The organism is Gluconobacter sp. DsW_056 (genome assembly GCF_002153595.1).
Taxonomy (GTDB): Bacteria; Pseudomonadota; Alphaproteobacteria; order Acetobacterales; family Acetobacteraceae; genus Gluconobacter; species Gluconobacter albidus.
This window is the reverse complement of record NZ_JOPF01000012.1, coordinates 25215-46070: the sequence shown is the minus strand read 5'-3', so window position 1 is coordinate 46070 and position 20856 is coordinate 25215. Positions and strand designations below refer to the sequence as shown.

Genomic DNA, 20856 nt, shown 5'->3' with positions numbered 1-20856 from the left:
CGCTGCTCAATATGAACAGAGTCATGACGTGGGATCACCATTGATGAGAGCTTTCGGCAGAACCATTCCTCCTGCTGCCACCCCACCGAGAAACACGCCCACAATTCCGAGAGCGAACGGAAGGCTTGCAGCCTGAGCGACGAAGCCGAGCGCGGCCGGCCCGACCAGAATGCCAGAGTATCCCAGCGTCGTTATGGCCGACACGGCGAGATGTTCAGGCATGAAAGTCTGTCGTCCGACGGCTGAGTACAGAACTGGCACCACATTGGCGCACCCTGCGCCCACCAGAGCATAGCCCAGCAATGCGACCTGCCAGAGCGGGATAGCGGCCACCAGAAGCATCCCTGATGCGGCCAGCAGGCTTCCGCCCGTGATCAGCATACGACCGGGAACACGCCGCACCAGCCAGTCTCCCAATAGTCGGCCGATCGTCATGGTACTGGCAAACGCCACATATCCCAGGCCGGTATAGCGCATATCGACATGCCGCACCGTGGCCAGGAATACGGCACTCCAGTCTATGGCGCTGCCTTCGGCCAGAAAAACGATAAAACACATGATCCCGATGATCAGAACGATGCCGTGCGGCACAGCAAATGCAGGCCCCTTGCCTGAACTGCTTCGTCCGGTCAGCAGTCCGGGCAGCGCCAGCCCGCCGCCCAGAAGCAACAGAAGAACGACCGCAAGAGAGGCCTGAACAGGTGACAGGCCAAGACCCAGCAGAGTGCTTACGCCCATGGCCCCGAGCAGACCGCCCACGCTGAACAGGCCATGAAAGCCGGACATCATCGTTTTCTGGCTGGCACGCTCGACGATGATGGCCTGCACACTGACGACACAGTCAATTGACCCGACACCGGCCCCAAAGACTGTCAGCGCGATGACCAGACCGGGCAGGAAGGCTGAAGACGCCAGAACCGGCAGACTGCAACAGACCGCCAGAGTGGCAAACGCAATGATCCACCGGCAACCGAAACGCCCGGCCAGACTGCCAGCAATCGGCATGGCAACAATCGATCCCATCCCCAGACACAGAAGGAGCAGGCCGAGATGAGCGTCCGTCAGTTCACACCGGGACTTGACGTAGGGAATGATCGGGGCCCATGCCGCACCCGAAAACCCGGCACTGAAAAATGCCAACCGGGTCGCGTGCTGTGCCTTCAGCGAAGCAGGATTGGGGCTGTCCATCAGACGCAGATTCAAAACCCTGTTGCCAAGAGTTCGTGAAAAATACGTCGTATCCCTGCGACCGTGGAGCCGCCTTGTAAAGGCGTAAAAGCGGCTGCTGCCCACGTTTTTGAAGCAGGAGCCGCCAGCAGAAGAAGGATTTTCAATCCCTGTGAGTTTCAGGAAGCCCTCTGACGCAGAAGCCGTTCCAGCAGAACGACGCCTACAAGGAAGTCCGGCATTTCCATGCTTTCATCAGGGTTATGGCTTCCGTTCTCATTGCGCACAAAGAGCATTTCCGTAGGAACGCCCTGCCCTGCGAATGTTGCCGCATCATGTCCGGCTCCGCTGGCCATGGAAACGACCGCGATGCCCATTTCCGCAGCCAGATCTTTCGCCTGCTTCTGAATCGTCTCATCCATGAATGCAGGCGTGCTCTGCGTGCGTGGCCCCAGTTCGACACGAACCGAGAACTCGGCTTCCACCCGACGCGCCTGTTCGATGACCCGTGCGTTCATGCGTTCCAGCAACGCCTCATCACGCGAACGGATGTCGATGACCAGGTCGAGCTTTCCAGGAACGGCGGCAAAATTGGCCTGTGCAGGGTCCGTCTGGCACACACCGAATGTCAGCGTCATGTCTTCGCCTGCGGCTTCAACCGTTTTCCAGTCCGTGTGAAGGGCCATCATCATGCTGGCACCCGCCATGACAGCATCCGAACGGAAACGGCGCGGCGTTGCGCCGGAATGGGCGTACTGACCGTGAATGACGGCTGAACGGTATCGTGTGCTGCCGCAGATGCCTGTTACGATTCCCACGGGAACGTCGGCCTCCAGCAGAACCGGTCCCTGCTCGATATGAAGCTCCACGAAACAGTCGATTTTCGTCGGGTCCAGAACAGGCGCCGTGCCACATTCTTCCGGTTTTGCGCCGCAGGCCTGCATATGCTCGCGTAACGTCACACCGTCATCACTGCGCGGTGTTTCAAGAGCATCCGCATCCAGCAGACCGAAAGCCGTCCGACTTCCCAGATAAGAAACCGGAAACCACACGCTCTCTTCCGCACGGGTTACGATCAGCGTTGTGTCCCGTTCCGGCTGAAAGCCTGCCGTGGACCATGCACAAAGGATCAGGAGTCCGGCCGCCGCTCCGGCCGCACCGTCAAAGTTGCCACCGCATGGCACCGTATCCAGATGCGAACCGGTCATGACCACAGGCAGATTACGATTACGCCCCGGAAGCGTGATGAACAGGTTCGATGCCCAGTCTCTGCGGATTTCCAGTCCGTGTTCCCTGGCGATCTCCTCAAACAGGGCATGTGCCCGGTTCTCACCTTCACCGTAGGACGGACGGGTCATTCCCCTCCCGTCAAAACCGATATCATACAGGCGATCGAATATCAGCTTCGCCAGTTCGGGATCAGGAACCGGACCGACAGCGGCGGTATTGGAAGATATCAGGGAACTGGACACGGAAACTCCTCTCTGGACCGGGGTAATGGAGACTTACTGCTTCACAAAAAGCTGTTTCATGTCAGCGAATGCCTTGAACTCCAGCGCATTACCTGCCGGATCACAAAAGAACATCGTAGCCTGTTCCCCGGGCAGGCCTTCAAAACGGATCTGTGGTTCCAGCCCGAAAGTAATTCCGTGGCGTTTGGCGCGTTGAGCAAGATCTTTCCAGTCGTCCATATCCAGAACGACACCGAAATGGGGAATGGGAACATTGTGTCCGTCCACTGCTCCGCCTTCGGCATCTCCTTTACGACATGCGCCAGGAATAAGATGTGTGACGATCTGGTGGCCATACAGATCGAAATCAATCCAGCTGTTCGTGCTGCGCCCTTCCGGGCATCCCAGAATTTCACCGTAAAAGGCACGGGCAGCATCAAGATCGTCGACCGGGAAGGCAATATGAAACGGATTAGGCATCTCTACACCGGAAATTAAGAAGAAATACAGAAATAACACGCAAAAACAGCGCACTACAGAACGATTATATGGCTTCTAATGAAAGAAAATATTGTCTTTGCAGGGCGTTTCACTTTGGAACCCCCTGCAAACAATATGCTGTATCACTCCTGTTTCAGGATCAGCTTTCCTTTGTCCCGCGTAAAGCTGACACCATAGGGCGCACAGAGGGATTCAAAGCGTGACAGAATACTCTCGCCTTCTTCGCCTTCCGCCAGGAAAGGCAGGCCGCGCGTATGAGCGCTTTTGCCCAGTCCGAGCGAAACGGGATGGATTTCCATGGATGACAATGTCCCGTCTTCCGCGAATTCGCAGATCGGCAGCAGGGTTTCCCAGAAACGGCGGTCAGCAGGGAAGCCCTTCTTGTCGTTCAGGGTCCGGGTCTTGTAGACCTGATGGGGCGTTACATCGGTGCTGACTTTATAGAAGGTATAGGAATCCTCGGGCAGCATATCGACGAGTTCATTCTGCCCGATGAAATTTCCAAGGCTGTAGAAGATCGGTTTGCCTTTATAGAGCTCCATGCCTTTCAGCAGATGCTGACCGTGGCAGACCACGATATCGGCGCCCTGATCGATAGCGTCACGAGCAAACGCTTCCAGAAATTCTCCCGGTTTTTCCCAACTGATTGTGCCATCCGCGTCATATCCGACTTCATGGGTATGAACACTGACGATCACCACATCAGAAACGACCCGGGCTTCCCGGACCCAGCGCCCGATCTCTTCAAGATCCCGCGCATTCGGAGTGGTAAGGATACGGGTTGCGCTGCCTTCGACGAAACGTGTTCCATCCAGTGTCAGCGTCCCTTTCGGAGCGGGATAGCCAAAGCCGAGCTTGATCTGTTCCTGCTTGATTTTTTCCAGTCCAAGGCCTGCGGAAATCTGCTGCAGCACGGAAAGCTCTTCTGGTCTGACCTGATAGGTCGTGCTGAAATGCAGCGGATTGAGGCCGGGGCGCCCCTGCATGCTGCGGGTCTGATCGGCGGCTTCCTGCCCACGCGCAAACGTTGAACAGCAGGACAGCATTGAAACCGTGCCTTTGGGATGGCTGAAATAGGCTGGCCGACGCGCTTCCTCAAGGGTCAAACCGACGCCGGAATACAGGATTTCCCGCTTTTTCAGCTCCTCGATCGCAATACGCAGACCGGAAATTCCATAATCAAGGCAGTGGTTGGTGGCTGCGGCGAACAGGTCGAAACCGGCATCGCAAAGTTCGTCCAAAATCCAGGGATGTGCGCTGAAATGGGAGCCACCGTGGTCCAGGGCTGGATCGCCCTGAAAGTCGCTTGGCATGATTTCAAGGTTCGTGAAGGACGCATCACAGTCCCGGATCATGTCAAACAGCGGAGCACAGACCGGATCAACACCTGTATTCAGTCGACGCAGAACAATACTGTCACCCGTGAGGCAGACTTTCATAGTCAAATCTTTCAATTACAGTTACAGAATTTCAGAAGGAACAGGAGAAACGGAAGGTGCCGTGATCCTGCGCGTCACGGACCACAGGATGAGCGCGCCGACGGCGACTGTTACGGCCATGCACAGCATTCCAGCTGACAGTGTTCCTGTCATGGAGGTCAGCTTTCCGACAACCATGGGGCTGATCACTCCGCCCCACAGACCGATGGCATTGATCAGAGCAAAGCCACCAGTTGCGGCACTTCCCTGAAATACGTTAGCAGCCATGGCCCAGAACACCACGTAAGAAGCGTAGATCCCGGCCGTAGCGCCTGCGAGAACGATCATCTTCAGAACGAAGATGTCCGGAATTACAGTTGTCAGCAGAAAGCACAGACTGGCCAGAACTGCGGGGGCATAGCAGTGAAAGATCCGCTCTTTCAGCCTGTCCGAACGCGCGCTCCAGTACGCCATCGAAGCGACAGACACCACATACGGGAAGGAAGAGTATAGTCCGACCGCCACGGAAGAATGGACACCGGACTCATGAATGATGGACGGCAGCCAGAAGTTGAGCATGTACATTCCGGCCATAAGCGCAAAGAAGCCGAGGCCCAGAAAATAGATAGCCGGATCCCGTACGACTGCGGAGAACTTCACATGACGCACGTTCTGCCGCACGCTCCATGTCTCGATCATGTCGCGTTCCTGCGCGGACAGCCAGCGCGCATCCTTTGGAGCCCTGGGCAATACAAATGCAACGATGATTCCCAGCAGGATGGAAGGAAGACCTTCGAGAAGGAACATCCACCGCCACCCCGCCAGACCGGCGACCTGATCAAAATGGACCAGAATCAGTCCCGATATCGGACCAATGATGATCCCGGCCAGAGGCAAGGAGAGCTGGTGCCAGAAAATAACTGCGGACATTCGGTTTTCGGGATACCAGCGGGCAAGATAGTAAGTGCAGGTCGGAGCAAACCCGGCTTCAAAAACCCCCAGCAGAAACCGCAGGACATAAAAACTGTCACGGCTGTGAATGAAACCTGTCGCCGCTGATGTCATGCCCCACAAAACCATGATTCTGGCGAATGTCTTGGGTGCGCCCACACGCGAGGACCAGAGACTGATGGGAATCTCGAACAACACCAGACCGACAAAGAAAATTCCCGCAGCAAACCCGAACTGCGCCGCAGTCAGTCCCACATCCTGCGAGATGTGACTGCGTGCGAAGCCCAGATTAGTCCGGTCGATACTGTCCATCAAATAGATCACGATAATCCATGACATGATCCGCCAGTTCAGGCGATGGTACAGTCTGGTCTGTAACTCGTTCGTCAATGCCGTCTCTCCTCCCACGCTGGGCATGATTTAAACCTTAACCGGAATATTCCGGCTTTAGAAATCATAGGAAAAACGTCCTCCAACAAACCGGGGCTGCCCGGAGATGCCCATGTTGACCGTTGTTGCGAGAGTCCGGCTGACGATATAGTCGCGGTTGAGGATGTTCGTGGCATAGGCCGTAACAGCCCAGCGCCCCTTGGCCGGCTTGAAGGTTACACTGCCATTCATCAGGAAATATGCAGGCAGCAGGTAGGTTCCAGTTCCCCGCGGCACAGTATTCTGGGCTCCGCGATAGGAATAATCTCCCTGAAGCGTGATGGTGTATTTCCGGAAAACAGGTTTTGTTTCGTAGGATACGCTGCCATTCAGCGTCAGCTTGGGAATACCTGTATCCGCACCATCATAGTTGTCCGTAATGGATCTGTACTGTCCGGTTTTGGCGTAATAGGCCGTGACAGCCTGCACGTTCAGAACCTGGAAATCGTCATATGTCCCGCGCTGATATCCGACGTTCTGCGTCAGTGTCAGCCCACGGAAAGGATGCGCGCTGATGGAGAGCTCCGTTCCGAAAATATGCGACCGTGGTACATTGACGTAAGACCCCACCGTCCCCCATCCGGGCACCAGAATATATGAGAAATACTGCTGGTCGTGGTAGGAATCCCAGAACGCGGCGCCGTTGATGCGGAGGCGGTGATTGAAGAATTCGCTCTTGAACCCGACTTCATACGCCATCAGCCATTCCGGCTTGAAGCCCGCAGCCTGCTGCTCGGTCAGGGTTGTGTTGGCGGTGAAGCCACCAGGCTTCACACCGCGCCGAATATCGGCATAGAGCATCGCGTTCTGCATCACCTGATAATTGATGCCGACCTTGCCCGAAAACTGGTTTGTCAGGGCACCGTGGTCGGGGAAAACCTTTGTGTAGGTTTTCCCCAATGTCACAGGATTGTACCGATAAACGGCGTCATCGAGAAACTGGCGATCGTCGCTTTGATGCTCCAGACCGAAAATCAGGTGAAGTTTGGGTGTCAGGGCATATTTCAGGGTCGCGAACTGCGAAAAGTTCTGCTGCGGCTGAACATGCGCACTGTCCTGAAAATAATATTTTCCGGGGCGATCCGTATAATCAAACCAGTTTTCGCCCGAGGCCCGTACACGGTTGTAATACATGCCGGCCACCCATTCGAGACGGTTGTGAAGCGCCAGTCCTGAGAGACGTATTTCCTGAGAGAACACATTCATGCTCCCTGTCAGATAACTGTCTCCCGAGCGATAGGCTTCGGCGTCACGATCAATATACTCATGGCGCTGCTGTTGCTGGAATGAAGAAATCGTTGCCAGATGGGCCCATCCGAGGTCCCGGTCGGCATTGAGATTGATGCTCCACTGCATGTCGTTATAGGACGGCTTGCTGTCTGGAGAGATCCCCAGAATCTTGGCGTATTGCGGGTTAAGGCTCCAGCCGGTCGCATAGATATCCTGATCGCGCGGAAGGATATTGTTGCTGTCGGACAGAATGAACCCTGCCTGCGCTTCCGAGGAATCCTGTGACCAGTTGGCGGTCAGTTTGATGTTCGTCTTGTCATCAGGTTGCCAGGCCAGTTTTCCACGAAGCGCACCTTCGTTCGCCCGTCCGATCGACTCACCATTCACCCGATTATAGCGAAAGGCGCCCCCCTGTAGCATCTGACCGGCAAGCCGGAACTGAAGCCGGTCCGTGATCGGTGCGGACACATAGAAATTCGTCTTGCTTCGTGCGTAACTCGCGATGTCTTCCGATGCACCGTAGTGAAGGGTCTTGGTCGGATCGTTGGTCGTAATCCGCACTTCCCCACCCGTGTCGGCAAGTCCGTGCTCAAAACCCACAGGACCGGGCTCGACCCCTACGGATGCCACATCAAACATCTGACCGGAGCTCATCGCCGTGATGGTATACGGCACATCGTCGAAATAGGTCATGACCGAAGACATGTTGTTCTGGGTATAGTCCTGCATGCCGATACCGCGCAGGTAATAATCCGGAACGTTCGAGCCGCCTTCAGTCTGAATTGTCAGGTTAGGCACCAGATTCTGGATATCCTCGACAGTCGTGACGTGGTGCGTCACGAGGTCCTCGGCCGTCAGATTGGTGGTGTTGCCCGCCCTGTGCTGATCCGTACCAAAACCAAACGCCCGGCGCGTCGTCGTCACGCTGATGACTTCAGGATGATCCTGCCTGGCAACCGCATGGTGTGCGGGGGGGGCGTGCGCATCCGTATGCCTGGAGGGAGCAACCCGACGGAGTTTGTCGTTTTTTGAAGTGGCGGCAGATGCCCCCGTCATGGAAAGACACCCCGTACAGACGGACAGCATCAGGACGCTGCGGAATGCGTTTCTCATAACAGAACCCTGCCGTTCAGCCCGAACCATCATCATTCTGAACTCCTGCTCATAAACCGATCATCCCGCAGACCGGCGCTCTTTATGTTTCATATTCAGAACATATTCAGCGTTCAGGGCATAGAGGGTCCTGTTTGGTTCAAAAGATATTAAAACTATCTTATAGGAGGATATATCAACAAAATATCTTGGATATCCTCGGGGAATGAAGCAATTTTATCATCCGAAAAGATGAGAAAAACATTTTATTGCAGATTATCCATGTGGGAAATATGCTGGTTTTCCCAGAGGATGATCGTTCTTCGCAATATTCCGAGTCCCCACTCAAACGATCCATGTCCAAAGATCAGGAACATCACCATGTCGATACGAAACACCGGGAATGTGCAGGATCATGTGGATGCACTGGCGGACGAGGCCATCGCCCTGAGCGATAGCGTGTGGGCTGTTCCGGAGCTCTGTTACGACGAAGTGCAATCCTGCGCGCTGCACCGCAGAATGCTGTTGGCTCACGGTTTTGCCATAACACCTGATATTGCGGGAATTTCGACAGCCCTGATGGGAGAAAGCGGGGAGAGCGGCCCGGTCATTGCTTTTCTGGGGGAATATGATGCCCTCCCCGGCCTTGCAGCGGCAGCGGGTAGCTTTGTGCATACTCCAACCACGCTAAACGGCCATGGATGCGGGCATAACCTGCTCGGAGCTGCGTCTCTTCTCGCGGCCCTGGCCGTCCGGGACTGGCTTGCGGTCATGCATCTTCCCGGACGGGTCCGGTATTACGGATGCCCCGCAGAGGAAGGCGGAGCAGGAAAGGGCTTTATGGTCCGGGGCGGAGCATTTCAGGGCGTAGATGCCGCCATTTCTTGGCACCCCTCTCCGTTCTGCGGGGTGCTGCCGCCGTCCTCTCTGGCAAATGTACGAATGGACTTCACATTCACCGGTCGGGCGGCACATGCGGCTGCGGCGCCACATCTTGGGCGGTCAGCTCTGGATGCAGTCGAACTGATGAGCGTCGGGGTCAATTATCTGCGTGAACATATGCTTCCCACCTCCCGCATCCATTATGCCTACATCAATGCGGGGGGCGTGGCTCCCAATGTGGTGCAGGCAGAAACGACGGTTCGTTATTCGGTACGTGCGGAAGACCTTTCGGAGATGCTGACGCTGGCAGAACGTGTGAAGCAGGTTGCACAGGGAGCAGCCCTGATGAGCGGGACGCAGGTTCAGGGCGTCATAACCTCAGGGGTTGCAAACCTGCTGCCCTGCCCGCCCCTTGAAGAAGTGATGCAGGCGAGCTTCGAGCAGCTCGGGCCACCTCCATTCGATGCGGAAGATCGGGCTTTCGCTGAAAAGATACAGGAGACCCTCTCGGCAGAAGACATCGCTTCGGCTCTTCGTCAGATAGGACGGCATACGTGCGATGCGCCTTTGGCTGACTTTATCCTGCCTGTGGGAAGCCGGTTTTCTCTCGGCTCTACCGATGTCGGGGATGTCAGCTGGACCGTGCCGACAGTTCAGGCTCTCGGAGCGACCTGCGCCATCGGCACCCCTCTCCATTCATGGCAGATGACGGCACAGGGTACTTCGGATGTGGCGCATAAAGGGATGGTTCATGTTGCAAAAGCAATGGCCATGACCGCCATTCGCCTTTTCCAGTCTCCCGAACTCCTGAAAGCCGCGCAGGACGATCACACACAACGTCTGCTGCGCACACCGTATATCTGCCCGATACCCGAGAGCACCTTGCCCCCTCAGGGGAACTGCTGAAACGTCTGTTCTGAATTTCCGGTGATTGCCATATCATGATGTCTGGGGACATCGCCTCCGCATCAGAAACGAGAGACAGCGCATCTTGGATACACGCTTTCTGGAAAGCTTCATCGCCATCGTGGAACGGGGTTCCATTGCCGATGCAGCGCGTCAGCTCTCCCTCACGCCTGCGGCCGTTTCCCAACGCATCAAGGCTCTTGAAGACCAGATCCGGCAGCCATTGCTGATCCGTGCCGGCAGGACCGTAACACCCACTGCTGCCGGGCTGGCGATCATCGAGAAAAGCCGACAGCTCATCAGGGGCGTCGAAGAGCTGAGATCACTGGCTTTTCAGGAGGAATTTGCCGGTGAACTGAAAATCGGCGCCATTTCCACGGCACTGACCGGCATGCTTCCCTTCATGCTGAAAGATTTCTTCGCCGAATACCCACAGATCGACCTGCACATCACTCCCGGACAGTCCATCAAGCTGTATCATGAGGTTCTGGAAGGACAACTGGATTGCGCGATCATCGTGGAGCCCCCTTTCGCAATTCCCAAGACCTGCGGCTGGAAAAGGCTCCTGTCAGAGCCGCTGATTGTTCTGGTTCCCGAAAGCTGCACCCAGACAGACCCGCTGCAGATCCTCAAGGACAATGTCTTCCTTCGTTACGACCGCAATCAGTGGGGCGGCCGTGTTGCGGATACGTTCCTCAAGGACAACAGGATTTTTCCCAAAGAACAGCTTGAACTGGACTCTCTTGAAGCCATTGCCCTGATGGTCAGTCAGGGCATTGGAATTTCCCTGCTTCCGGACTGGCTGCCGCCATGGCCGGAAGGACTGGCAGTGCGGAAAATCCCCGTCTCCATCACGCCCCCTCAACGTCATATCGGCCTGCACTGGCTGCATTCGTCTCCGCATACCCATCTCATCAAGACCCTGGAGCCATTTCTCGCCACCCAAAGGGCCTGAAAGCTCCCATTCCACCATTTTCGGAAAAACCATTCATGGACACACGTTTCCTTGAGAGCCTGCTCATCGTGATCGAACAGGGCTCCATTGCCGCTGCCGCCCGTCAGCAGCATCTGACCCCCGCAACCGTGGCGCAGCGCCTTCGGACACTGGAAGAGGAAATCGGCTGTTCTCTGGTACAGCGGGACGGCCGGAATGTCCGCCCCACGGAACACGGTCTCGCCATTCTCGAACAGAGCCGCCGGATCATCACGTCTGTCCGTGAACTCTGTACCATCGCCACAAGCGACACACCGGTTGGAAAACTGAGGCTGGGAGCGATTTCGAGCGCGGCAAATGGTCTGCTTCCCCCCTATCTGAAACGTTTTTTCGAATGTTTCCCTGAAATCGAACTTCACATCATGCCCGGCTCATCCTCCGCGCTCTACAACGCCGTTCTCGATGGGACGCTGGACGCCGCGTTTATCGTCGAACCCCCGTTCGACATTCCAGCCAGCCATGTGTGGGAAACACTGCGCTCCGAGCCTCTCATCGTTCTTGTTCCCGGGCATGTTACGCAAACCGATCCTCACGAAATCCTGCGGACCTACCCCTTCATCCGCTATGATCGCAATCAGTGGGGCGGGCGTCTGGCAGATGACTATCTGAGACGCACCGGTATCTGGCCGCACGAACGCCTGGAACTGGATGCACTTGATGCGATTACGACGCTCGTCAATCAGGGAACCGGCGTCTCACTGATCCCGGACTGGGCTCTTCCCTGGCCGGAAGGGTTCCATCTGAAAAAGGTCTTCCTGCCTGACCCCGCCCCTTGCAGAAAACTCGGATTTTTTTCCCAGAGAAATGCTCCTGGAAGACGTCTTATCAACCGCCTTCTTGGCGTTCTCCAGTCTCCGCTTGAACGCGCCGATCCATAATCGAGGGGGACTATATAAAATTTTTTCTCAATCGGGCCGAAATCCAGTTCCCACCGAGCTGAACAAGAATTGTCAGCACAACAAGAATACTCACCACCCACAACATCATGGCAGTATTAAATCTTTGATATCCATAGCGGATGGCAAGATCTCCCAAGCCGCCTGCACCGACAACACCCGCCATGGCAGATGCACCGATCAGCGTTACCAGCGTGACTGTCAGTCCGGACACCAGCCCTGGCAAAGCCTCCGGAACAAGAACCGAGAGCACGACTTTTGCCCGGGTTGCGCCCATAGCACGAACCGCGTCAATCAGCTCCGGAGACACCTCTTTCAGCGAAACTTCCGCAATCCGCGCAAAATATGGGATCGCGGTGATGGAAAGAGGAACGATGGCCGCAGCAGTGCCCAGAGCCGTCCCCATTACGAAACGCGTAAAAGGGATCAGGACCACAAGAAGAATAATGAATGGCACCGCCCTTGTCAGATCAACAGCAATCCCAAGAAACCGACCGATGGGACGAACTGGCCATAGTCCCCCGGACCTCGTGATGGTGAGGAGAATAGCGAGAGGCAATCCGAAGAAGACGGCAATTGCTGCGGACGCAAAAACCATTTCGAGCGTCGCCAGTGTAGCCCTCAAAAACAGATCAAAAACCTGACGATGCATATCCCGCGACCTCCATATCCTCTGCATTATTCGACAAGCGGCTGATGAAGGATTGCGTTAAGGAATGTTCCGCTTCGCCCCTGCTCAGAGCCTCTCCTGAAATATCTTCAACGATACGCCCCTGATCAAGCACAAGAACCCGATGAGCTAGCCGGCGGATAACATCCATTTCATGTGTAATAAGAACAATCGTGACGCCAAGCTCTGTGTTTATTGTTTCAAGAAGCGTGAGAATTGAAGTCGTCGCTTCAGGGTCCAGCGCTGACGTCGCTTCGTCACACAACAGAATAGCGGGATGACCTGCCAGTGCTCTTGCTATCCCAACTCTCTGCTTCTGCCCTCCGGAAAGCTGTGAGGGGTACTTTGCCTCGTGCCCTTCCAGGCCGACCAGATGGATCAGTTGCTGAATGCGATGGTGACGCTCTTTTCTGGGAACGCCCAAAATCTCCAGAGCAAGGGAAATATTTCCGCTTACCGTTCGGGACTGAAGAAGATTGAAGCCCTGAAAAACAAGCCCGATCCGTTGTCGAAGAACAAGGAGTTCCCGCTCCTTCAGAGTGCTGAGGTTGCGACCTTCAACGAGAACACGACCTGAATCCACACTTTCTGCGCCATTGAGACACCGAAGCAGCGTGGTTTTCCCGGCACCCGAGCGCCCAATGAGCCCGACAATTTCGCCACGACAAACAGAAAAGCTGATATTTTCCAGCGCATAGCGGCCATCAAAAGCCTTTGACAGCCCTTCAATCTTCAACGTCTCGTTTGTTTCAGCCAGACTGGTATTCTGCATGATCATAATATTCAAAGAGCCAGATCAGCCCGAAGGTAATAAAAACCACCTTCTTCGGAGAGCTGTTGACTGAGGGTATCGTAGAGATTGTTGTTATAATCTGCCGTGAAGGAAGGTACGCGACTGGGATGGGCGTTCCCAACGTTATTACCGCCCAGCGCCAGATGAAGTAGTGGAAGAACCTGATAGCCGACTTCAAGATTGGTCACAAAACGCGGGCGATTGATCTGATGGTAAAAATTCGTTGTCGAAAAAGCATGGCTTCCCGAGACGAATGTCAGGTTGGACGTCGTATGACCGTAACGGATTTCATGAACGGCTACCGTCCATTTTCCCTGACGCCAGATCCCTCCGAAAATCAGCTTGTTGGATGGGTTCTCCGTTGACATCAAACTGATCTGCTGGGCATTCAGAACAGGGGCCCCTTCCCCTGTCCGTGCAATATTTTTCACATTGGTATGATTGAAATTGACGGCTGCATCCCAGTCTACTTTCCCATAGCGACCGAAATCTGAAGAATAACGGGCCGTGATATCGAGGCCGGTTGTCCGGGTACTGGCACCATTCGTAAAGTAGTTTGTACTGACAGCAGATTCATCGCCCGAGAAACCGGATGTATCCACGCCTGCTGCTGCATAAGATTCTACAGCACGGGCCCCTGAAGCATAACCGCCGTCAACAATCCGGTGCTTGATATAGATTGTATACCCATCAACATTGATATGAAGCCGCGGTAACGGATTCAGGATCATGCCTGCACTGAAGTTGGTAGACGTCTCTGGTCTGAGGCCGGGTGAGCCCAGAGCGCGTGCGGCGGGCGAGTTGGCCGCAATCTGCCCGGTTGCGTAGTTCGGACTGGAGATGAAGGCCGCAAAATTCTGTTCCGCAAGGGTCGGCGCACGAAAGCCGGTGCTGGCGGTGCCACGAAATCCAATGAAGCGGTTGATATCATATCGCGTGGAGATCTTGCCTGTTCGGGCATTTCCGACGTCGTCATAATGCTCAAACCTTCCCGCAAGATCTACACGCCAGCGCTTGACGATCTGTGTCGAGAAATCGACATAGGCTGCTGCAACGTGTCTAGCTGCGTTAACAGCATCCTGAGGCGTTTCACCCTGGTATCCCTGTGCACCACTCAGGTAATATGACAACGGTTCTCCCGAACCAATGGAATAAGTGTCACGGCGATATTCGCCACCAAACGCGATATTCAAAGGACTATAAAGAAACGGAAGATCTACGCCCCGTCGAATATCAAGATTGTTCGTCCACTGCTGGTTGGAATAATTCCCGAGATAAAACCGTGAAGGAGAATAACCAGTTTCCTTATAGGCATCCGCGTTGGCAGAGTTGTAGTCCCCCAGCGTGTCATGGTCTCCACCAATCGTGGAGCTCAGATCCCAGTCAAAGCCGTAAAGCCGTTTTCCCCGGAACCCGAGAGTAAAGCCATAATCATTCTCAGGCATCGTCTCAACAGGTTCGAAGCCGTTCGGATACATCCCGGATAGCCCGTCCGCCGCTGTCGTGCTTGGAGCCCGTAAAAATGCCCAACGTTCGGCATCACGGTGCGTGAATGTCCCAAAACCGTAAAGCTCTATAGCATCCGTTAAATGATAGCCAAAATTCGTCTCGATGGACTCACGCGTAACCTGAGGCTGGCCCGTGGCCAGATCATTGTTTCTGCCGGTCCGAGGGTCAATACCGGTTCTCTGTGTGCGGTCCTGATGTTTGAATTCGGCACTGAGGTTCAGAAACCCACGATGACCCAGCTTGAATCCTGCGTTCAGGTTCTCACCGGTCGTGAAGCCATCTCCCGCAGCGTAACCACCATTTACAGCCTGAAGATGAAGTCCGTGATTGTTGGATTTCAGAATGACGTTGATTACGCCTGCAATCGCATCCGATCCGTACTGCGCAGCCGCTCCATCCTGCAGGATCTCGATATGATCGACTGCAGAAATCGGTATCATATCCAGATCAACTGGAGTGGTTCCCTGCTGCGATGAAGCATCCACCGCAATTGCGGCCGTCGTATGCCGTCTTTTGCCATTCACCAGCACCAGGGTCTGATCGGCATTCAATCCCCGCAGGCTCAGCGCATCTATGACCGATCCCTGATCCGACCCGTTAACCTCACGGCTGATGGAAGGAGAAAGCTGGACCAACGCCTCCCGGATGTCGGTCATTCCTGTTGAACGAAGCTGGTTGCCCCCGATGATGGTGATGGGACTGATGCTTCGTGCTGCCGTCTGGGATGGATCACGCGTTCCGGTCACAATGACCTGTTCCGGTTCGTCAGCTACAGACTGTTCCGCCCTGACGACAGGCACGGATTTTTTGACAACAGTCTTGTTCCCGGAGGGATTTTTCTCGCCAGAGCTATCCTGACCCGATGTGGTCTCGGCCGCGACGGCCGTAGAAAACGAAAGGCCAACAAGAAGTGGCGCCAGGATATAACCACTACGCATAAAAGTTCTTTCAAGGAGATTTTTCTTTTATTGATTGTTTCATAGTGTTTTTCGAGTCAAGCAACATATTGATGTGGATTTAATATATATCGCGTTTTATGGAGGGGTATATGAAGACAAATGCTTCTGCCTCCTACTTGTAAGCGGGGCTCAGAGGCAAAAATTCAGAGCCGAAAGCGGTTACGTGTATGACGCAGAACACTCTTTCTCTACCGACGATCGACCTGTCCCTGTGGCAGGACCGGCAAGCTCCTGACGACACTTTCCTTGCCTCTCTGCGGAATGCTGCCCATGAATATGGCTTCTTCTACCTGAAAGGGCATGGAGTTTCGGCTGACCTGAATACCGATCTCATGGTGCAGGCGAACAGGTTCTTCTCTCTATCTATGGAGCAGAAAGAACAGATTTCCATGGTTAATTCCCCACATTTCAGAGGGTATAATCATGCAGGTCGAGAAATCACACGCGGCAAAGCGGACTGGCGCGAGCAACTCGATATCGGGCCCGAAAGAGCCATCGTCACAGATCTGAAGGACAAGCCGGCTTATCTCCGCCTTCAGGGTCCGAACCAGTGGCCAAAGACACTTCCACAATTCAGAGTGGTCGTTCTGTCATGGCAGGATCAGGTTCTGGAGGTCTTACGACGCCTGCTTGAAGCGCTTGCCCTGTCTCTGGGTCAAGCGGCGAACGCCTTTCACTCCGTCGTCAGCAATACGCCTTATCAGCTTTTGAAGCTTATTCATTACCCTGGCCATCTTGGCGACGGAGAAAGACAGGGCGTGGGCGCCCACAAAGACAGCGACCTGCTCTCCCTGATCCTGCAGGACAATGAAGGCGGCCTGGAGGTAGAGCTGGCGAGCGGTGAATGGCTTCAGGCGCCACCCCAGCCGGGAACGTTTATCGTGAACATCGGCGAATTGCTGGAAGTTGCCACGAGCGGATATTTCAAGGCGGCAGTCCATCGTGTCGTAAGCCCGCACTCAGGGCGAGACAGGCTTTCTGCGGCTTTCTTCCTCGGGGCCCAACTCGATGCCACGATGCCGATCCTCCCCCTGCCGGACGCCTTGGTCAATTTCAGCACCGGTATTACCCAGGATCCCGAAAACCCTCTTTTCTCTCAGATCGGACAGAACACGCTCAAAGGGCGGCTGCGCTCTCATCCCGATGTCGCGGCACGGCATCATAGCGATCTTTTGTCTGCTGCTTCATCGAAAGCCCTGCATCATGCATAATCGCCTGAAAACGCGGCCGCAGTCCGCCTCGGAGGGTCTTCTGGGCCGCCGTCGACTGCTCACGCTGGTTGCCGCCACGTCCCTGATGGGAGCATCCGCGAAAGCTCAACCGAAGCCTGTTCGGGTCGGGATCCTGTCAGGAGAAGACGAGGATATCTGGCGCATTGTGCAGGAAAACGCCCGCGCAACAGGATTGACCATTGAAATCGTTACCTTTTCTGAAGGCAATCCAATCAACGCGGCCCTTGCAGCAGGAGATCTGGAGGCCAATGCATTTCAGCACGGCCCCTATCTTCAGGCTCAGAATGCTGCGCTTGGATCCCATATCGTGCCGGTTGGAAATACTTATTTCGCGCCGATTGGCTTTTATTCGAAAAAATGGAAGACACTTTCCACAATTCCAGATGGCGCTACGATCGGCGTTCCCGCTGATCCGACGAACGAAGGCCGTGCGCTCAAGCTTCTGCAATCTCTCGGACTGCTGAAGATCTCATCTGAAGCAGGCGAAATGCCAACAGCGCTCGATATTTCCGAAAACTCGAAAAATCTGACGATCAGGGAACTGGATGACCCTGTACTGGCACGTTCCCTGCCGGATCTGGATGCCGGAGTAGTGATTACGGAATGGGCCTACAAAGCCGGAATTGATCTTAAATCGGAACGTCTTGCGCGTGAGAGCATGGACAACAATCCGTACATCAATTTCATCGCCGTAAACGAACCCGATGCCCATGCCGCCTGGGTTCAGCGGCTGGTAAGCGCCTTTCAGAAACCCAATATCCGCGCCAAGCTGCTTGAAGCCTATCACGGAGCCATCATTCCCTCCTGGACGTAATGTCCACCCAGCCTGCTTCCACGATCGAAAAGGACATCACACCATGGAATGGCTTCCTTCACCTTCGCGCTATGATGGCGCTGCATTTCGCCGTTCAGGTTGTTCGGGCCTGAAACTTCCTCTTATCTCTTTGGGATTATGGCATAATTTCGGAGGCGTTGACGTGTTCGAAACGGGGCGCGCAACCATTCGCAGGGCGTTCGACCGAGGCGTTACGCATTTCGATCTGGCCAATAATTACGGCCCACCCTGCGGGTCAGCCGAAGAAAACTTCGGCGAAATCCTCCGACGCGATTTCAGACCTTACCGCGATGAAATGATCATTTCGTCCAAAGCCGGCTGGGACATGTGGCCCGGTCCTTATGGCAGTGGGGGCTCACGCAAATATCTGCTGGCCTCTTTGGATCAGAGCCTCAGACGGATGGGGCTCGACTATGTTGACATCTTTTATTCGCATCGGCCGACGCCCGATGTTCCCTTGGAAGAAACGATCAGCGCGCTTGTGCAGATGCACCGTCAGGGCAAAGCGCTATACATCGGGATCTCGTCCTATGGCCCCGAGAGAACGCAGCAGGCCGCGGAAATTCTCCAGCGCGAGGGCGTGCCGCTCCTGATCCATCAGCCCTCGTACTCACTTCTGAACCGCTGGATAGAAGTCAGACTTCTGAAAACACTGGAAGAGCTGGGCGTTGGCTGTATTGCCTTTTCGCCTCTGGCGCAGGGTCTGTTGACAGAAAAATACCTCCAGGGCGTTCCGGAAGGCTCAAGAGCCTCGGCAGGATCTTCCTTTTCGCAAGAAATGCTGACAGAGGAAAATCTGACTCATGTGCGGGCGTTGAACGACATTGCACACAAACGGGGGCAGAGTCTGGCCCAGATGGCAATCGCCTGGGTTCTTCGCGACGAACGTGTGACGTCGGCGCTCATCGGCGCAAAGAATGTCCAGCAACTGGATGAGTCTCTGGATTCCTTGAAAAATCTGGACTTCACTTCAGCAGAGCTGGCAACAATTGATCGCTACGCAAAAGACGGCAACGTCGACCTGTGGCGCAATCTGTCGGAATAGACCTCCATCATGGGAGAAAGTCAGCCTGACTGTTAGCAATCAGCGTACGGATACGGTGCAGGTCCGCGTGGGTGGCCGGATTGTAGATGATCAGACCAAGATCAGGACGTCCATCCACGGCAAAGCCCGAGTATTCCAGTTCAATCAGTCCGACATCCGGATGAAGAAGACACTTCGTTCCTTCTCCGTGGCTCTGCACATCGTTATCCTGCCATAGTGCAGCAAATTCCGGACTACGCGCACTCAACTCTTTCACAAGCTCATCGACCTCGGAGGACGCCCCGGCCCGTATGGCATCGGCACGAAAGGCCGCGACAACGGATCGTGCCAGGCTGGGCCAGTTCATCTGCATCTCACGCACCCGAGGCGTACAGAAGACAATCCGCAGAATATTGCGCTGGTCCGGTGGCAGTCTGCTGTAATCAGTCAGCACGGCTGCAGCCGCCCTGTTCCAGGCCACGACATCCCATAACGGCGTCTTGACGATTGCGGGACTGTCCTGAAGAGCATCAAGGATACGTTGCAGACGCGGAGTAATTCCATCAGGAACGCGATAGCGGACTTCCGGAGCATGACCGCGCGCAAGCATGAACAGATGCTCGCGTTCCGGTTCCGTCAGCAACAGCCCCCTGGCGATACGATCAAGCACATCTGTCGAGGGCGCGCCCCCTCTTCCCTGCTCCAGCCAAGTATACCAAGTCGGGCTGATATTGGCGCGTTGCGCGACTTCTTCCCGACGCAGTCCGGGTGTGCGACGCCGCGTTCCGGAGAAACCAAACGCCGCGGGATCAAGGCGGGTTCGCCTGTCCTTCAGATAGGCGCCAAGCGAAGTGGGAACGATCACGGTCATCTCGTTAATTCTTATACTACGATAACGTCACTACTGTAACAGGATAAAAATTAGGATCACGGTGCCCAGCAGACAACAATGGAAATTAGCTGATGAAAATTTTTCTCACAGGGGCCAACGGCTTTATCGGATCCAGACTCGTCCGTGAATTGATTGGTGCCGGCCATGAGGTTGTGGGACTGACACGTTCGGACGCAGGAGCACAACATCTCGCTGCTGCGGGCGCTGAAGCCCACCGGGGCGATCTTGAAGATCTCAACAGTCTGCGCGTGGGCGCCGAAAGCTGCGATGGAGTCATCCATACGGCCTTTGACCACAATTTTTCAAATTATCTTGCCAACTGTCAGAAAGATCAACGGGCCATCGAAACCATAGGAGCCGCACTGAAAGGCTCTGATCGCCCTTTCGTCATCACCTCCACAACTCTGTTCGGTGAACCGATTGCTGGTCAGCTGGCTGATGAAGATACATTCAATACCGAACACAGCAACCCGCGTGTCACGTCCGAAATTACCGCCGAAGCCCTGATGGAGCGAGGGGCCAATGTCTCTCTGGTGCGCCTGTCCCAGATCCACGACACCCAGCGACAGGGTCTTGTAACCTTCATGATCGACCTTGCCCGCCGGACCGGTCGGTCATCCTATGTCGAAGGGAGCTCAAACCGCTGGTCCGCCGCCCATGTCTCCGATACGGTGCGCGTGTTCCGCCTCGCGCTGGAAAGACAGCATCCCGGTGCACGCTATCACGCAACAGATGAAGAAGGCGTTTCTATCCGATCCATCGCGGAAGCAATCGGACATCGCCTCGGTTTGCCGGTTGTGGCTTTGTCTGCACAGGAGGCGGCCACACATTTTGGATGGCTGAACGGGTTCATCTCCAAAGACATGACGGCCTCCAGCGAGAAGACAAAAATGCGCCTGAACTGGCAGCCCATGGGACCCAGATTGTTAACTGATATCGCCAATCTCGATTTCCAGAGTGCAGTTTTCTCCCCCTGAGGGCTGCTCAGGGATCGCCGGACATCCTGTTTGTGGCGTGTCAGGCGA

At 55.1% G+C, this 20856-nt stretch carries 16 protein-coding genes and 1 pseudogene; 7 read left to right on the top strand and 10 right to left on the bottom strand.

The window, feature by feature from the left end:
* Positions 1 to 21 precede the first annotated feature (21 nt).
* From HK22_RS12295 to HK22_RS12270, 6 genes are all read right to left on the bottom strand, one after another.
* Positions 22 to 1203: an MFS transporter gene (locus HK22_RS12295; RefSeq protein WP_233142619.1), complete on the bottom strand. Its 1182-nt coding sequence runs from the start codon at positions 1201 to 1203 to the stop codon at positions 22 to 24.
* Positions 1204 to 1346: 143 nt separating this feature from the next.
* Positions 1347 to 2639 (bottom strand): Zn-dependent hydrolase, encoded by a 1293-nt coding sequence (locus tag HK22_RS12290; protein WP_198945551.1) that lies wholly within the window; start codon positions 2637 to 2639, stop codon positions 1347 to 1349.
* 33 nt (positions 2640 to 2672) lie between these two features.
* Positions 2673 to 3098 (bottom strand): VOC family protein, encoded by a 426-nt coding sequence (locus tag HK22_RS12285; protein ID WP_062029032.1) that lies wholly within the window; start codon positions 3096 to 3098, stop codon positions 2673 to 2675.
* A 143-nt stretch (positions 3099 to 3241) separates the two neighbouring features.
* Entirely contained in the window at positions 3242 to 4558 is a 1317-nt protein-coding gene (locus HK22_RS12280) for a CapA family protein (protein ID WP_086649467.1), read from the bottom strand.
* 21 nt (positions 4559 to 4579) lie between these two features.
* Positions 4580 to 5878 (bottom strand): MFS transporter, encoded by a 1299-nt coding sequence (locus HK22_RS12275; protein ID WP_158093563.1) that lies wholly within the window; start codon positions 5876 to 5878, stop codon positions 4580 to 4582.
* Positions 5879 to 5935: 57 nt separating this feature from the next.
* Complete coding sequence (locus HK22_RS12270) at positions 5936 to 8260, bottom strand: TonB-dependent receptor (RefSeq protein ID WP_158093562.1); 2325 nt, start codon at positions 8258 to 8260, stop codon at positions 5936 to 5938.
* A 366-nt stretch (positions 8261 to 8626) separates the two neighbouring features.
* Here HK22_RS12270 and HK22_RS12265 point away from each other — a divergent pair, with 366 nt between their 5' ends.
* From HK22_RS12265 to HK22_RS12255, 3 genes are all read left to right on the top strand, one after another.
* A complete protein-coding gene (locus HK22_RS12265; RefSeq protein WP_369827266.1) occupies positions 8627 to 10027 on the top strand; it encodes an amidohydrolase in 1401 nt (466 codons plus the stop codon).
* 85 nt (positions 10028 to 10112) lie between these two features.
* Positions 10113 to 10982 (top strand): LysR family transcriptional regulator, encoded by an 870-nt coding sequence (locus tag HK22_RS15455; RefSeq protein WP_086649463.1) that lies wholly within the window; start codon positions 10113 to 10115, stop codon positions 10980 to 10982.
* Positions 10983 to 11017: 35 nt separating this feature from the next.
* Positions 11018 to 11899, top strand: a complete 882-nt coding sequence (locus HK22_RS12255; RefSeq protein ID WP_077802716.1) for a LysR family transcriptional regulator — start codon at positions 11018 to 11020, stop codon at positions 11897 to 11899.
* Positions 11900 to 11909: 10 nt separating this feature from the next.
* On the opposite strand, the gene HK22_RS12250 is transcribed toward HK22_RS12255, so the two are convergent.
* From HK22_RS12250 to HK22_RS12240, 3 genes and pseudogenes are all read right to left on the bottom strand, one after another.
* Positions 11910 to 12569 (bottom strand): methionine ABC transporter permease, encoded by a 660-nt coding sequence (locus HK22_RS12250; RefSeq protein ID WP_086649462.1) that lies wholly within the window; start codon positions 12567 to 12569, stop codon positions 11910 to 11912.
* A 109-nt stretch (positions 12570 to 12678) separates the two neighbouring features.
* Positions 12679 to 13359 (bottom strand): annotated as a pseudogene (locus HK22_RS12245) (methionine ABC transporter ATP-binding protein); the annotation flags it as partial.
* An 11-nt stretch (positions 13360 to 13370) separates the two neighbouring features.
* Positions 13371 to 15827: a TonB-dependent siderophore receptor gene (locus tag HK22_RS12240; RefSeq protein ID WP_086649461.1), complete on the bottom strand. Its 2457-nt coding sequence runs from the start codon at positions 15825 to 15827 to the stop codon at positions 13371 to 13373.
* Positions 15828 to 16015: 188 nt separating this feature from the next.
* Between HK22_RS12240 and HK22_RS12235 the strand changes: the two genes are divergently transcribed.
* Genes HK22_RS12235 through mgrA form a run of 3 tightly spaced genes read left to right on the top strand, consistent with a single transcriptional unit; the run spans position 16016 to position 18960 of the window.
* Positions 16016 to 17059 carry an isopenicillin N synthase family oxygenase gene (locus HK22_RS12235; protein ID WP_086649460.1) on the top strand — a complete coding sequence of 348 codons (1044 nt, stop codon included), beginning with the start codon at positions 16016 to 16018 and terminating at the stop codon, positions 17057 to 17059.
* The gene (locus HK22_RS12230; RefSeq protein ID WP_233142618.1) at positions 17052 to 17894 is read left to right on the top strand and encodes a MetQ/NlpA family ABC transporter substrate-binding protein; all 843 of its coding nucleotides are present in this window, start codon (positions 17052 to 17054) and stop codon (positions 17892 to 17894) included. The genes HK22_RS12235 and HK22_RS12230 overlap by 8 nt, the downstream gene beginning before the upstream one ends.
* Positions 17895 to 17937: 43 nt before the next feature.
* Positions 17938 to 18960, top strand: coding sequence for an L-glyceraldehyde 3-phosphate reductase (mgrA, locus tag HK22_RS12225; RefSeq protein ID WP_086649459.1), 1023 nt, complete (start codon positions 17938 to 17940; stop codon positions 18958 to 18960).
* Between the two features lie 7 nt (positions 18961 to 18967).
* On the opposite strand, the gene HK22_RS12220 is transcribed toward mgrA, so the two are convergent.
* Positions 18968 to 19810 (bottom strand): helix-turn-helix transcriptional regulator, encoded by an 843-nt coding sequence (locus HK22_RS12220; RefSeq protein ID WP_062027467.1) that lies wholly within the window; start codon positions 19808 to 19810, stop codon positions 18968 to 18970.
* Positions 19811 to 19902: 92 nt separating this feature from the next.
* On the opposite strand from HK22_RS12220, the gene HK22_RS12215 reads away from it, so the two are divergent.
* Positions 19903 to 20808, top strand: coding sequence for an SDR family oxidoreductase (locus HK22_RS12215; RefSeq protein WP_086649458.1), 906 nt, complete (start codon positions 19903 to 19905; stop codon positions 20806 to 20808).
* Positions 20809 to 20856: the final 48 nt, after the last annotated feature.